Source organism: Streptomyces sp. VNUA24, assembly GCF_029167005.1.
Classification (GTDB): domain Bacteria; phylum Actinomycetota; class Actinomycetes; order Streptomycetales; family Streptomycetaceae; genus Streptomyces; species Streptomyces scabiei.
On sequence record NZ_CP119143.1, the window covers coordinates 9691059 to 9704382 of the forward strand.

Sequence of the window (13324 nt, forward strand, 5' to 3'; positions counted from 1 at the left end):
AGCATGGGGTTGTTCGTCTTTCTCCCGCTGGTCCTGCCGCTCACCGCGTGGCCGATCGCTCGGCTCGCCGAGCAGCGGCTGCATCCGCGCACCGCCACCCGGCTGCTGACCGGCGTGGCCGTGGTGACGGCGGTGTGCAGCACGGTCTGCCTCGCCCTGCTGATGGTGGTCGGCACGGCCCAACTCCCAGGCAATCCACTGCCGGACGGCTGGTCCGACCCCGAGGTGCGCGCGGCGGTCCCCTACGACGAGGTCGCCGGGCGGCTGGCCATCCCGGCGCTCCTCGCGGTCGTGGTGGCCTGCGGCCGCACGCTGTGGCGGCACGGACGGGTGCGCCGTCGCGCCCACCGGGCCCTGGCCGGGCTGCCCGGCACCGAGGTGGCCGTCCTGCCCGACGGGGTGCCCTACGCGTACGCGCTGCCCGGGGGCCGGCGCGACCGGGTGGTGGTCACCACGGCCCTGCTGGAGTCCCTGGAACCGGCCGAGCGCCGGGCGCTGTTCGCCCACGAGCGGGCCCATCTCGCCGCCCGGCATCACCGGTTGCTGCTGGCCGTCCGGCTGGCCGCGCGCGCCAATCCGTTCCTCCGGCCCCTGTGCACGGCCGTGTCCTACACGGCCGAACGGTGGGCGGACGAGGACGCGGCGCGTGCCGTCGGAAGCCGCCGGGTCGTGGCGCGTGCGATCGGCAAGGCCGCGCTCCTGTCGGCCGGTTCACCGGTGGTGACGCTCGCGGGCTTCGCGGCGTCGGGGCCGGTGCCGCGCCGGGTGGCCGCCCTGCTGGGCCCCGCGCCCGCGGCGCGCAGCTGGCCGCCGGTGTTCACCTCGGTGGGGCTGGCCGCGTGGGGAGCGGCCGTCGGGGCCGCGCTCTCGGCGATGTCCTCGGCGAACTCGGCCGTGACGATGGCCCTGATTCTGTACGCTGCGACGCCTCTGTGACGTTCGGGGCCACGGGGCGTGGTGAGACGTGTGGGGCACCGGTCCGTATATCTACATGCATGTAGAGTCCTGCGGGTTCGGTGATCACACGTCCCGGACGTCCAGGGGGCAGTCGACCGGCCGGGTGCGGCCGAGGCGGGGGAAGGCCGGTGAGCGGTACGGGAAGGCGGCGCGCGGGTGCCGGAGGCGGGGGGACGCGCCTGACACGGCGGGGACGGGTGGTGAGCTGGCTCGCGGGCACCACCGCGGTGTTCGTGCTCGGCGCCGGAGGCGTCAGCGCCTGGGTCTACAACGACCTCGACAACAACATCAAGGGCGCCGACATCGACGGCAAGCTCGGCGGTGACCGGCCGGCCAACCTCAGCCCGGGCTCGAAGAACATCATGGTCGTCGGCTCGGACAGCCGCGACGGAGCCAACGCGAAGTACGGCAGGGACCTGACCACCATGCAGTCCGACACGCTGATGGTGCTGCACCTCCCCGCGAACCGCGAGTGGGCGACCGTGGTGTCGTTCCCGCGGGACTCGTGGGTCGAGATATCGGCGTGCGAGAAGGGCGACGGCGGGACCTCCGGTCCGCATCTGGCGAAGATCAACGAGGCGTTCGCGATAGGCGGTTCGGGCGGTGAGGTGGCCGGCGCGGCCGCCTGCTCGATCAAGACGGTCGAGGACAACACGGGCCTGCGCATCGACAACTTCATGTCCATCGACTTCCAGGGCTTCAAGGGCATGGTCGACGCCCTGGACGGCATAGAGGTCTGCCCCGAGCAGGACATCCACGACGAGGACGCCCGCCTCGACATGGACGCCGGCTGCCAGACCGTCGGCGGCGAGAAGGCGCTCGGCTATGTGCGGACCCGCTACGCGGTGGGCGACGGCTCCGACATCGGACGCATCGGCCGCCAGCAGGAGTTCATGGAGACGCTGGCCGCGAAGGCCAAGTCCAAGCTGACCAGCCCCACGTCGCTCTACGACTTCCTGCAGTCCGCGACCAAGTCCCTGACCACGGACGAGGAACTCGACGGCATCGACCCGATCTACGACCTCGCCTCCGAGCTGAAGGGCATCCCGAGCGACCGGCTGACCTTCCTGACCGTCCCCAACTACCCGCGCGAGGCGGACGTTCCCGCAGACAAGGCCAATGTCGTCTGGCAGTACCCGTACGCCGCCGACCTGTTCACCTCCCTGGCCAACGACAAGGAGGTCGACAAGAAGGGGTTCCAGGCCCAGGTCAAGAAGGGCCTGATCTACGCCTCCACCGTGCGCGTACGGGTCCTCAACGGCACCGGGGTCTCCGGGCGGGCGGCCGCCGTGGCCGAGAAGCTGCGCAGGGCCGGCTTCACGGTCGTCGGAACGGGCAACGCGCCCGAGACCACCGACACCACCACGGTCGCCCACCCGGACGGCCTCACCGGGCAGGCGAAGGTCCTCGCCTCACGGCTGCCCGACGCCAGAGCCACCCGGTCCGCGGACGCCGCCGCGGGAGAGGTGACCCTGACCGTCGGATCGGACCTCGATCCGGAGAAGATCCGGTGACAGGCCGTTGGACCTGTCAGCCCTCCTCTTCCTCTTCCTCTTCCTCCTCGTCCTCGCCCTCGAAGAAGTCCCCCACCTCGTCCACGACTTCGGCGGCGACCATCCCCCCGACGACTCCGACGGCGAGTCCGGCCGCGCCGGCGGCGACGGCGGTGCCGATCCCGGGGCCGGAGCGGTGTCCCTCGTCGCCTGGTGGCCCGCGTGCTCATCGCCGTGGGAACTCGCGTATCCGTAGGGGGAGTCGGGGCCGGGTGCGGTCCGGTGCCCGGCCACCTGCTCGATCCAGCCGTCGACCAGGGCGTTCCAGTCCTGGTGGGCGACCTCCTCGTGGGAGACGGCGAAGCGGGAGAGGGCGTCGTGCCCCTCGGCGTGCCGTCCGCCCCGCCGGTCGGCCTCCAGGACGACGTCCAGTCCGCCGGGGCCGGCGAGGAAGGTCAGCTCGATCTCGCCGACCAGGTGGGCGTACCGGGGGGAGGGGGTCAGCTCGATCTCCTGGTAGAAGGGGAGCTGCTGGCCGGTGCCGTGGATCCGGCCCAGTTCGAGGTCGGCGGACCGGAAGCCGAAACCGAGCTGGCCGAGCGCTTCGAGGACGGCCTCCTGGGCGGGCAGCGGGGTGACGCTCAGCTGGTCGAGGTCGCCCTTGTCCTTCGCGCCGGCGACGGCCAGTTCGGTGCGGACGCCGAGCACGACGCCGAGGGCCTGCCCGTACAGCTCGGTGATCGGGGTCTCCCACGGCAGGGTCAACGTGAACGGGACCTCGCGCACCTCGCCCTCGGCGAGCCGGAAGCCGCCGCCCACCGTGGTCCGGTCGAAGGCGACGGTCCCCTCGCTCTCGCCCTCCTCGTGCTCGGCCTCGACCCGGGCCACCAGCTCCAGGGTGAGGTGCTCGATCTCGAAGTCGGCGTCACCGCCCTTGAGATGGACCCGGCCGGTCAGTGTGGCGCCCGGGCGGACCGCCCCGGGGTCGAGAACCGTGTCGACCGTGGGGCCGCCCACGCCGAGCGAACCGAGCAGTCGTTTGAACACCATCGTGGCGTCCACTCCTTAACTTCCGTACGTGCGTGTGCAGTTGAGGGTGCTTTCCCTCTACAGACGTGTAGAAGCATAGGGGAGTCCGCGACATGGACGCGCCGCGGTCCGGTGACGGCCGGGCCGCGGCGGGGGTGGGAGCGGTGCGGGCTCAGGAGCCGGTGAGGCTGATGGCCAGGTCCGTGATGTTCAGCGGGAACTGCTTGATGACGGTCGCCTCGCCGGTGAAGACGTTGACGGTGTAGAGCGAGGGGTTGCTCGCGCCGCTCGGGGTGAGGGAGGCGAAGGCGGCGTTGTCGACCGTCTTGCCGCCGCTCAGGGTGCTGTAGATGTCCATGCCGGCCTTGAGCTGGGCGTCGAGGCCGAGGCTGCCGGTCGGGGCGAGCGTGCCGTTGTTGGCCGGGGACTGGATGACGACCTGGTCGCTGGTGGTGTTGATGTCGAACAGCGTGGTCGCCGTCGCCCCGTTGAGGTCGTTGTTCGTGTACGCGGCGGCGGTGACCCCCTTGGTCGCGCCCTCGGTCGGCGGGGTGGTGAGGGTCACGTCCTGGATGGTCGTGTGGTCGTTCAGGTTGTGGCGGAGGTTCTGGCCGTTGTCGCTGATCACGCGGAGGCGGTCGGCGGCCGGGTTGAAGTCCACGCCGAACTGTGTGCCCGTCAGCGCGTACTGCAGCTGGGACACCTTGGTGACCACGACGTCCTGGGTGCCCGTCGGGATCTTGATGGTGTAGATGCCGCCCTTGTTGCCGACTCCGTACAGCACGCCGTTCTGTACCCGGAAGTCGATGCCGACCAGGGCCGTGTCGCCGCTGAGCCCGACGACGGCCCGCACCCAGTTGAGCACGTCCGGCCGGTCCGTGGTGAACGTGGCCATGAGGGTGCCGTCGCCGCTGATCCCGAAGGCGCGCAGACTGGGGACGGCGGCGGGGCCGGCCGAAGCGGTGCCCGGCGCGCCGAGCATGAGCGACGCCGACGTGACCACGACCGCCAGCGCCGCCGTGATTCTCCTTCTCGTGCCTGCTGTCATCGGGGTTCCCTCCCGTTCGGGCGAGCGCCGTCGCGTGGCGCCCGGCTGAGAAATGTCGTACCCGTGCCCGTACTGATCGGCGGGCGCCTTCCGCAGTCGTCGCCGGAATGCCGTCCCGCTGTTCCCCCACGGGCCCGTAGGCGGTTCTCATTAAGAACACTTTACGTCTCCTCCACAAGCGGAAGCCCAGATGGGAACGCCCCGATCCGGGAATTTTGCGCACGGTGACAAAAACCGTTCGGGCATACTTCCCGCTGTTTATGCGAAGTGATGAATGCCGTCCGGAAGTCGTCTGTCGGCCCGTTCGCCCGGAATGACATGCTCGCCTGCATGGGGAGCCTCTTCGCCGAACTGGCCCGCCGGGCGCCGGCCAACGCCCGCCGGGAGGTCGAGACGTACACCCGCGAGATCCCGGAACTCGGGTTCCTGGACAGGGACCACCGGGCACGCGGCGAGACACTGGAACACGCGCTGTGGTTGCGCCGGCGTACGGTCGAACTCTCGCCCGAAAAAAGCGAGTTGACCGACGACGATCTCGGCTGCATCGCGTCGATGGGGGAGGCGCGGGCGGGGGCGGGGATGTCGCTCGACGCACGCCAGCAGGTGCTGAGGGTGCACACCGCGCTCATGCTGCGCGAGATCAACGAGGCCACCGAGGCCCAGCGCGGCGGTGGCGTCGACGAACTCATGCGGATGATGGCCTGGTTCGCCCCGCAGGGAGAGCGGGGAATCGGTGCCTACCGCGAGGGATTCGTCCGCGTGCTGCGGCGCCGAATGCCGTACGCCGAGCAGGTTTCCCTGCTGGCCCGGTCATTGCTGAGCGGCGACCCGATAGCGGCGGAACTCGCCGCGGCCGTCGACATGGAACTGCCCGAATACTGCGCCGTGACGGTGTTCCGGCTGCCGGACCCTCCCCTTGCCGACCGATTTCTGGAAAACGAGATCGACACCCTGGTGAAGACGCACCGCACACCCGTCATGTGGGGCCCGGGCAGCGGCGACGGCAGTGTCGAACTGATCGCGCTGGTGCCCCTGCCGACGGGTGCGACGCCGGAGAACGTGCCTCCGCACCCCGCCCCGAGCCTCCTGCCCGATCTCGTCCCCGATCTCGTCCCCGACCGTCTGCCGGATCTCGTACGGGACTTCGCCCTCGCCCTCGGCCGACCCTGCGCCGTCGGCACCGCCGTCGCACGGACCGCCGAGTCGGCCGACGCCCTGGACCGGGCCCGGCGGATCAGCCGGGCGGCCCCGCTGCGGCCCGCGTCCGCCCGGTCACGGCCCCATACCCTGGCCGACGTCTTCGTCGAACTCGCCGTCGCGGACGTGCCGTTCGCCGACGCGTGGCTGCGCTCGCTGGCCCGCCGGCTGGACCTGGGGCCGGACCTGCTGATCACCCTCGACGCGTACTACCGCCACGACATGCACCGCGGCTCCACCGCGGCCGCGCTCACCGTCCACTCCCGCACCCTGGACTACCGGCTGCGCCGGGTGCGGGAACTCACCGGCATCGATCCGGGCTCCACCCGGGGCGTGCGCACACTGAGCGCGGTCGTCGCCCGGCGTCTGTCGGGAGCCTGGGACTGACGGGGCCGGACCACCCGGGCCGTTCCGGGCCGGACCACCCGGGCCGTTCCGGGCCGGGGCACCGGACCGGGTGGCCGAGGTGCCCGCGCCGCCGCCGATGCGGCAGGCTGGAGCCGTGAGCAACTCCAGTGACTCCCTCTTCATCAAGATCTGCGGCCTGAAGACCGAGCAGGACGTCGACACCGCCGTGGAGGCGGGCGCCGACGCCATCGGCTTCGTCTTCTCCGAGAGCCCCCGCCGGATCGACGCCGCCACCGCCGCCCGGCTGGGCCGGCGCGTGCCGGAGCACGTCCTGACGGTCGGCGTCTTCCGCCGGGAACCCCTCGACGACGTACGGGCCCTGGCCGAGGAGTCGGGCATCGGGGCGATCCAGCTGCACGGCCCCGACGACCGCGCCTACTACGACGCGCTCGCGACCGCCGGCCGGACGCTGATCCGCGCCGCCGCGTTCGGCGACTCGGTACCGCGCTGCGGGGAGTTCGGCGAGGACATGCTCCTCCTCGACGCGCCCGTCCCCGGCTCCGGCATCGCCTGGGACTGGGCGCGCGGCCCGCAGGCGGCGGCAGGGGAGCGGTGGCTCCTCGCCGGCGGCCTCACCCCGGAGAACGTGCGCGACGCCGTCGCCGCGACCAATCCGTTCGGTGTCGACGTCTCCAGTGGGGTGGAACAGCGCCGAGGGGTCAAGGACCCCGGTCTGATCAGGGAGTTCGTCCGGGCGGCCCGCGCCGGGAGGTGACGGACGGCCCTGCCGCGGCCCGTTCGTCGGCAACGCGGAACCGCACCGGACGACGCCCGGCGTTCCCCCGGAAGTGACCCTGGGGTAGGGTCCCCACGTTCCGGCTACCGGCTGAAGGTAAGCCGGTACGGGGAGTGTCGGAGGGGCGGGCGGCATGGTGAGGGAAATCCGGTCGGACGAGGGTGTGTCCGTGGACCTGGACGGCGCGAGGCTGGAGGAGTTGTCTCCCCAGCCACTGCTGACCCGGGACTACGAGACGCGCCCCTCGCTGGTGTACGAGCGGCTGCGGCAGCGGCACGGCGCCGTCGCGCCGGTCGACCTGCTGGGCGTACCCGCCTGGCTGGTGCTGGGCTACCGCGAGTCGCTCCAGGTGCTCCAGGACGACGCGGGGTGGCCCAAGGGGCTGGAGAACTGGCGGGCCAGGACCGAGGGCAGGGTGCCCGCCGACTGGCCGCTCGCGCCCTCCCTGGAGGTCAACCACGTACTGATCCAGGGCGGCCCCGGCTACAAGTCGCTGCGGACGGCGTGGGACCAGGCGCTCAAGCCCTTCCAGGACCCGCGCAACCCCCAGACGAAGCGGCTGAAGGCGGCCGTGACGGCCTACGCCGACGAGCTGATCACCCTGATGGGCGAGGCGGGCGGTACGGGGCTGGCGGACCTGTCCGCGCAGTTCTCGCGGCCCCTGCCGCTGATGGTGGCGAGCCATCTCCTCGGCTTCCCCGGCTCCCAGGGCGACGACGCCCTGATGGACATGTGGCGGGTCCTGGACGCCGGCCCCGACGCGGGGCCCGCCCTGGACCGGCTGCTGGGCGCGCTGGCGGAACTGGCGGAGCTGAAGCTGAAGACGCCGGGCGAGGACTTCCCCTCCTACCTGCTGGCCGCCCACCCCGACCTCTCGCTGGACCAGCTGGCCCGCGAGCTGTTCATGCTGCTGGGCATGACGTCCGACCACGTCGGCATCCTCATCTCCAACACGGTCGTCGAGGTCCTCTCGGGCGAGGACAGCGTGCGGGCGAGCCTGTCCGCCGGCATGGTCCGGGAGGCCATGAACCGGGTCGTCATGCGCAAGCCCCCGCTGGTGAACTTCGTGCCGAGGTTCGCCGCCGCGGACTCCCGGCTCGGCGAGTACACCATCCGCGCGGGCGACCCGGTGTGGGTCTCCTCCGCCGCGGCGCACGCCGACCCCCTCTTCGCCGATCACGTCGCACCCACCACCACGGTCAGCACCCGGGCCCACCTGTCCTGGGGTGCGGGCCCGCGCCAGTGCCCGGCACGCGAACTCGCCTCGACCGTCGCCGCCGTCGGGGTGGGACGGCTGTTCGAGCGGTTCACCCACCTGGACCTCGCGCTCCCCGTCGACCAGCTGCCCTGGCGGTCCTCGCCCTTCATGCGGGGCCTGCGCTCGCTTCCCGTGCGCTACGAGCTCGCGCCGACGGACCGGCAGCCGTCGGCGCTGGACCCGGCCGGGACCGGAACCGGCGCGGAGGCCGGTGCGGGGGCGCCGGCACGGGACGTGTCCGCCCGGCAGCGCTCCTCGCTGTGGCGCTATCTCACGGGGCTGATCCGCTCCGGCCGCTGACCGACGCCGACGCGTCAGCCGGCCCGCCCGGTGAGCAGCCGGTGCGGATTGGCGACGCGCATCGCGTACGCCGCCGCCCCGCCCAGGCCGAAGCCGGGCTGCCGCGGGAGTCCGGCGTAGGGGCGGTCGGAGCCCTGGACGACGGCGTCCACGCCGAGGGCGCGGACCACGGCCTCGACGGCGGTCGGACCGTAGGAGGACGTCTCCACGAAGACGTCCGGGTCCGCCGCCGTGTCGCCCCCGCCGCTCCTCGCGGCGAAGCGCTCGTCGTGCAGCGGGGCCAGCCCGGCCAGCAGCGCGAAGCACACCCGCAGCCGGGGGTGGCGGGGGCGCCCGAAGGCGCGGAACGCGAACCACGCCGAGTGCATCTGCTGGACGTAGGGGACCATCGCCGGCCACCACCCGGGCCCCTCGGTGCCGCCGGGCGCGGGCCCCGGGTGGACGAACAGCGGAAGGCCGCGTTCTTCGAGGAGGTCGAGGAGCGGGGCGCAGCGCGCGTAGCCGTCCGCGTCGCCCAGGGCGTTCGCCGGCAGCTGGAGGCCGGCGAAGCCCCGGTCGAGGTCCTGGGCCGTGGCCTTGGCGTCGACGTCCCGTACGCAGGCGGCCGCCCAGACGCCGAACGGTTCGGGGAGTAGGGCCGAGCCTTCGTGGTAGGCGTCGAGCAGGGGGCGTGCCTCGGTGGCGGGCAGCCACTCCACGCCGATGGGGGAGGAGAGCGAGACCAGGGCCCGGCCGAGGCCGTCGGCGCGGGCGAGTTCGGTCCGGCGGGCGATGTCGTGGTCGGCGGGCGGGACGTCGTAGGGCGGCTCACCGTCCAGGAACAGGGTCCAGCCGTCCAGGTACGGCGGTTCGCGGCGTGACCGCAGGGCCGTCACCAGCGAGGGGGTCCACAGGTGCTGGTGCACGTCGCAGTTGGTCATGCCGCTCCTCCCACCGAGGTCGGCGCCTCCCCGGCCGGGGCGCGCGGTCCGCTCCGGACGTCGTCCGGGCGGGGAAGAACTTCCCCGTTCGCGGCCCCGGGGAACTCCGTCGCCGCGCCCGGCCGCCTCCCCCTCGGGCACCCCATCCGGTGTCGTCCCTTCCTCCGTACCGGCTCATCATCAAGAGGACCAAAGCTCTCATACAGTCGGAACCGGGGCACCTTGGGCAGGGTTTGGTGTGAACGTAACGTGCCGTTCACGGAATTCCATTGACTGTCATTCAGTCACCGACAACTCTGCATGACCATATGCAGTCGGGTAAGGGGCAGTCTTGATCAGATTCGACGCGGTGAGCAAGAAATATCCGAACGGCACGACAGCGGTGGACGACCTGTCCCTGGAGCTGGCCGAGGGTGGCATCACGGTCCTGGTCGGTCCTTCCGGCTGCGGCAAGACCACCACCCTCCGCATGATCAACCGCATGGTGGAGCCGACCTCCGGAACGGTGAGCCTGCGCGGCCGGGACATCCGCGAGGTCGACGCCCCGGAGCTGCGCCGGGGCATCGGGTATGTGATCCAGCACGCGGGACTCTTCCCGCACCGCACCGTCCTGGACAACATAGCCACCGTTCCGCTGCTGCTGGGGTGGGGCCGCAGGAAGGCGCGGGCCCGGGCGGCGGAACTGCTCGAACTCGTCGGCCTGCCCGCCGAGATGGCCAGGCGCTACCCGAACCAGCTCTCGGGCGGGCAGCAGCAGCGCGTCGGAGTGGCCAGGGCGCTGGGCGCCGATCCGCCCGTACTGCTGATGGACGAGCCGTTCAGCGCGGTCGACCCGATCGTCAGGGCGGAACTGCAGGCGGAGTTCGTCCGGTTGCAGAAGGAGCTGCACAAGACGATCGTGTTCGTCACCCATGACATCGACGAGGCGATCCGGCTCGGCGACAACATCGCCGTGTTCCGCACCGGCGGGGTGCTGGCCCAGTTCGACACCCCCGAGCGGCTGCTGGCCCGTCCCGCCGACGACTTCGTGGCCGACTTCGTGGGGCAGGACCGCGGCATCCGACGGCTCTCCTTCGTCGACGCGGCCGAACTGCCGCTGCGCGACGGCCCGGTGCTGCCGGTCACCTCGTCGGTGACCGAGGCCCGGACGCAGGACGTCGCCTGGGTCCTCGTCGTCGACGACGCCCGACGGCCGCTCGGCTGGGCCGCCACCGACACGCTGCCGGCCACCGGCACCCTCGCGGACGCGGCCCTCGCCCCCCTCGGCCACACCTTCAGCCTCGTCGGCGACTCGGCCCGCGCCGCGCTCGACTCGGCCCTGCTGTCGCCCGCCCGCCTCGCGGTGGCCGTCGACGCCCACGGCGCGGTCGCCGGAGTCGCCGACGCCTACGAACTGTCCGCCGGCGCGGTCACCGGTGGGACGACGGCCGGGTCCGCCCCGGCCGAGCCCGCTGCGGCCACGCCCCCGGCCAAGGGGCCGGCCGGAGCCGTGTCCACGGCGTCCGTCGGCGGAGCGGCCCCGGCCGGCACCCGCGAGGCGGTGACCGATGAGTGACGGCGAACCCCTGGTCCGGTGGGGGTGGATCGCCGATCACACCGCCGAACTCGCCGAGTACACCGGCGTCCACCTCAGACTCGGCCTGCTGCCGGTGCTGTTCGGGCTGATCATCTCCGTGCCGCTCGGCATCCTGTGCCACCGCTTCCGCCGGCTCTACCCGCCGGTGCTGACCGTGGCCAACATCCTGTACTCGATCCCGTCCCTCGCCCTGTTCATGATCTTCGTTCGGTACACCGGACTGACCGAACAGACGGTGATGATCCCGCTGACGCTGTACACCCTGTCCGTGCTGGTCCCCAACGTCGTCGACGGCCTCGCCTCGGTGCCCGAGTCCGTACGGCTCGCGGCCACCGCGATGGGATTCGGCGCCGTACGCCGGGTCGTCCAGGTCGAGCTGCCGATCGCCGTGCCCGTCGTCATCGCCGGTGTACGCGTCGCCGCCGTCTCCTCCATCAGCCTCGTCGCCGTCGGCCAGCTGATCGGGCAGGGCGGCCTCGGCTACTACATCACCCGCGGCCTCCAGCTCGACTTCCCCACCCCGATCGTCACCGCGATCGCCCTGATCATGCTGCTGGCCCTCGCGACCGACGCGTTGCTGGTCCTGGCGCAGCGGCTGCTCACCCCGTGGTCCCGGAACAAGGTGACGTCGGCATGAACGACTTCCTGAACCAGATGCGGCTCGTGGGGGACTGGCTGACGTCCTCGGCCCAGTGGCACGGCGACGAGGGCATCCCGAGCCGACTGCTGGAGCACCTCACCTACAGCGGGCTGTCGTTGCTGTTCGCCGCCGCCATCGGGCTGACGTTCGGCCTGCTCGTCGGGCACACCGGCCGCGGCGCCTTCGCCGTGGCCACGGTGGCGAACCTCGCCCGCGCGATCCCGACCTTCGGCCTCGTCGTCCTGGTGGTCACGCTCGCCGGGCTCAGCACCGCACCCGTCCTGGTCGCCCTGACCGCGCTCGCGGTGCCGCCGATCCTCATCAACACCTTCGAGGGCGTACGGGGCGTCGACCACGCCACCCGGGACGCCGCGCGCGGGGTCGGCATGACGGAGTGGGAGGTCCTGACCCGGGTCGAGGTGCCGATGGCGCTGCCGCTGATCCTCCTCGGACTGCGGGTCGCCGCGATCCAGGTCGTGGCCACCGCGACCGTCGCCGCCTACCCGGGCCTCGGCGGTCTCGGCCGCTACATCGTCGACGGACTCTCCCGCAACGACTACGAGCTGGTCATCGGCGGCTCGGCGGTCGTCGTCGCCCTCGCGCTCGCCGTCCAGCTCGTGTTCACCGCGCTGCGACGCGTCGTCGTCTCGCCGGGCCTGAGGACCACGGCGTCGAGGCCCTGATCCGGTGGGCGCGACCGCACCGGCGGACCGAACCCGCACCCCCACCCCCTTCCCGCACACAGATCCCTGATCCCGACCTGCTCGACCTTCCGAGCCTCCGGGCTCCGAGAGAGGACACGATCCATGCGAGGCATGTACCGAGGCGCCGCGTTCGGCCTCATCACCGCGCTCACGCTGACCGCCTGCGGCGGTGGCGGCAGCGACGACGATCCGCTGGCGGGCGGCAGCGGCGGCGGAGGCAACACCATCGTCGTCGGCTCGGCGAACTTCCCCGAGAACCAGCTGCTCGCCGAGATCTACTCACAGGCCCTGGAGGACAAGGGCCTGAAGGTGACCCGGAAGTTCGACATCGGCGCCCGCGAGGTCTACTACGACCAGGTGGTCAAGGGCGGCATCGACGTCCTCCCCGAGTACAACGGCGCCCTGCTGACGGTGGCGGTCGACAAGAACAGCACCGCGACCACCACCGAGGACATCAACGCCGAACTGAAGGAGAAGCTCCCCTCGTCGGTGGAGATCCTCGACTCCGCCTCGGCCGAGGACAAGGACTCCGTGACGGTCACCGCCGAGACCGCGGCCAAGTACAAGCTCAAGACCCTCGCCGACCTCAAGCCGGTCGCCGGGGACATGACCCTCGGGGCCGGGTCGGAGTTCAAGACCCGCGTCCAGGGCGGCGTGGGCCTGAAGAAGGTGTACGGCGTCGAGTTCGGCAAGTTCCAGCCGCTCGACGCCGGTGCCCAGTCCACCCTGGTGAAGCTGCTCAAGGACAACAAGGTGCAGGCCGCCAACCTGTACACCACCGACCCCGCCATCGTCGCGGACAAACTGGTGGTCCTGGAGGACCCGAAGAACCTCTTCGCCTCCCAGAACGTCACCCCTCTGGTCTACAAGGACGCGGTGAACGACAAGGCCAGGAAGGCGCTCGACGCCGTCTCCGCCAAGCTCACCACCGGGGACCTGCTGGAGATGATGAAGAGGCTCAGCAACGACAAGGAGGACTCCGACACCGTCGCCAAGGACTGGCTGACCTCCGCCGGTCTCGTCGGCTGACGGTCCGCGGCCACACCCCCACCGACCGC

11 protein-coding genes and 1 pseudogene are annotated in these 13324 nt (G+C 71.8%); 9 read left to right on the plus strand and 3 right to left on the minus strand.

Annotation, left to right across the window (positions count from 1 at the left end; genetic code table 11):
• Nucleotides 1-3 precede the first annotated feature (3 nt).
• Both PYR72_RS41720 and PYR72_RS41725 read left to right on the plus strand, forming a co-directional pair.
• Complete coding sequence (locus tag PYR72_RS41720) at nt 4-936, plus strand: M56 family metallopeptidase (protein ID WP_275460107.1); 933 nt, start codon at nt 4-6, stop codon at nt 934-936.
• Nucleotides 937-1157: 221 nt separating this feature from the next.
• Nucleotides 1158-2471: an LCP family protein gene (locus PYR72_RS41725; protein ID WP_275460108.1), complete on the plus strand. Its 1314-nt coding sequence runs from the start codon at nt 1158-1160 to the stop codon at nt 2469-2471.
• 16 nt (nt 2472-2487) lie between these two features.
• Here the strand turns inward: PYR72_RS41725 and PYR72_RS41730 are convergent.
• Nucleotides 2488-3500 (minus strand): annotated as a pseudogene (locus PYR72_RS41730) (sporulation protein).
• Nucleotides 3501-3651: 151 nt separating this feature from the next.
• Nucleotides 3652-4527 (minus strand): DUF4394 domain-containing protein, encoded by an 876-nt coding sequence (locus PYR72_RS41735; protein WP_275460109.1) that lies wholly within the window; start codon nt 4525-4527, stop codon nt 3652-3654.
• A gap of 330 nt (nt 4528-4857) precedes the next feature.
• Between PYR72_RS41735 and PYR72_RS41740 the strand changes: the two genes are divergently transcribed.
• The 3 genes from PYR72_RS41740 (at nt 4858) to PYR72_RS41750 (ending at nt 8426) form a co-directional block, all read left to right on the plus strand.
• Nucleotides 4858-6111, plus strand: a complete 1254-nt coding sequence (locus tag PYR72_RS41740; RefSeq protein WP_275460110.1) for a helix-turn-helix domain-containing protein — start codon at nt 4858-4860, stop codon at nt 6109-6111.
• Nucleotides 6112-6208: 97 nt separating this feature from the next.
• On the plus strand, nt 6209-6847 hold the full coding sequence (locus PYR72_RS41745) for a phosphoribosylanthranilate isomerase (RefSeq protein WP_275460660.1): 639 nt from the start codon (nt 6209-6211) through the stop codon (nt 6845-6847).
• Between the two features lie 154 nt (nt 6848-7001).
• A complete protein-coding gene (locus PYR72_RS41750; RefSeq protein ID WP_275460111.1) occupies nt 7002-8426 on the plus strand; it encodes a cytochrome P450 in 1425 nt (474 codons plus the stop codon).
• Nucleotides 8427-8440: 14 nt separating this feature from the next.
• On the opposite strand, the gene PYR72_RS41755 is transcribed toward PYR72_RS41750, so the two are convergent.
• On the minus strand, nt 8441-9346 hold the full coding sequence (locus PYR72_RS41755) for an amidohydrolase family protein (protein WP_275460112.1): 906 nt from the start codon (nt 9344-9346) through the stop codon (nt 8441-8443).
• A 331-nt stretch (nt 9347-9677) separates the two neighbouring features.
• On the opposite strand from PYR72_RS41755, the gene PYR72_RS41760 reads away from it, so the two are divergent.
• The 4 genes from PYR72_RS41760 (at nt 9678) to PYR72_RS41775 (ending at nt 13295) form a co-directional block, all read left to right on the plus strand.
• On the plus strand, nt 9678-10901 hold the full coding sequence (locus PYR72_RS41760; RefSeq protein ID WP_275460113.1) for an ATP-binding cassette domain-containing protein: 1224 nt from the start codon (nt 9678-9680) through the stop codon (nt 10899-10901).
• Nucleotides 10894-11559 carry an ABC transporter permease subunit gene (locus PYR72_RS41765; protein ID WP_275460114.1) on the plus strand — a complete coding sequence of 222 codons (666 nt, stop codon included), beginning with the start codon at nt 10894-10896 and terminating at the stop codon, nt 11557-11559. Before PYR72_RS41760 ends, PYR72_RS41765 begins: the two co-directional genes overlap by 8 nt.
• On the plus strand, nt 11556-12245 hold the full coding sequence (locus PYR72_RS41770; protein ID WP_275460115.1) for an ABC transporter permease: 690 nt from the start codon (nt 11556-11558) through the stop codon (nt 12243-12245). The genes PYR72_RS41765 and PYR72_RS41770 overlap by 4 nt, the downstream gene beginning before the upstream one ends.
• Nucleotides 12246-12377: 132 nt before the next feature.
• Nucleotides 12378-13295, plus strand: coding sequence for an ABC transporter substrate-binding protein (locus PYR72_RS41775; protein WP_343245568.1), 918 nt, complete (start codon nt 12378-12380; stop codon nt 13293-13295).
• Nucleotides 13296-13324: the final 29 nt, after the last annotated feature.

Coding starts and splice junctions, on each gene's coding strand:
- PYR72_RS41735 (WP_275460109.1), bottom strand. CDS start 4,527: ATGACAGCAGGCACGAGAAGGAGAATCACGGCGGCGCTGGCGGTCGTG.
- PYR72_RS41745 (WP_275460660.1), top strand. CDS start 6,209: ATGCGGCAGGCTGGAGCCGTGAGCAACTCCAGTGACTCCCTCTTCATC.
- PYR72_RS41750 (WP_275460111.1), top strand. CDS start 7,002: ATGGTGAGGGAAATCCGGTCGGACGAGGGTGTGTCCGTGGACCTGGAC.
- PYR72_RS41740 (WP_275460110.1), top strand. CDS start 4,858: ATGGGGAGCCTCTTCGCCGAACTGGCCCGCCGGGCGCCGGCCAACGCC.
- PYR72_RS41775 (WP_343245568.1), top strand. CDS start 12,378: ATGTACCGAGGCGCCGCGTTCGGCCTCATCACCGCGCTCACGCTGACC.
- PYR72_RS41720 (WP_275460107.1), top strand. CDS start 4: ATGGGGTTGTTCGTCTTTCTCCCGCTGGTCCTGCCGCTCACCGCGTGG.
- PYR72_RS41765 (WP_275460114.1), top strand. CDS start 10,894: ATGAGTGACGGCGAACCCCTGGTCCGGTGGGGGTGGATCGCCGATCAC.
- PYR72_RS41755 (WP_275460112.1), bottom strand. CDS start 9,346: ATGACCAACTGCGACGTGCACCAGCACCTGTGGACCCCCTCGCTGGTG.
- PYR72_RS41770 (WP_275460115.1), top strand. CDS start 11,556: ATGAACGACTTCCTGAACCAGATGCGGCTCGTGGGGGACTGGCTGACG.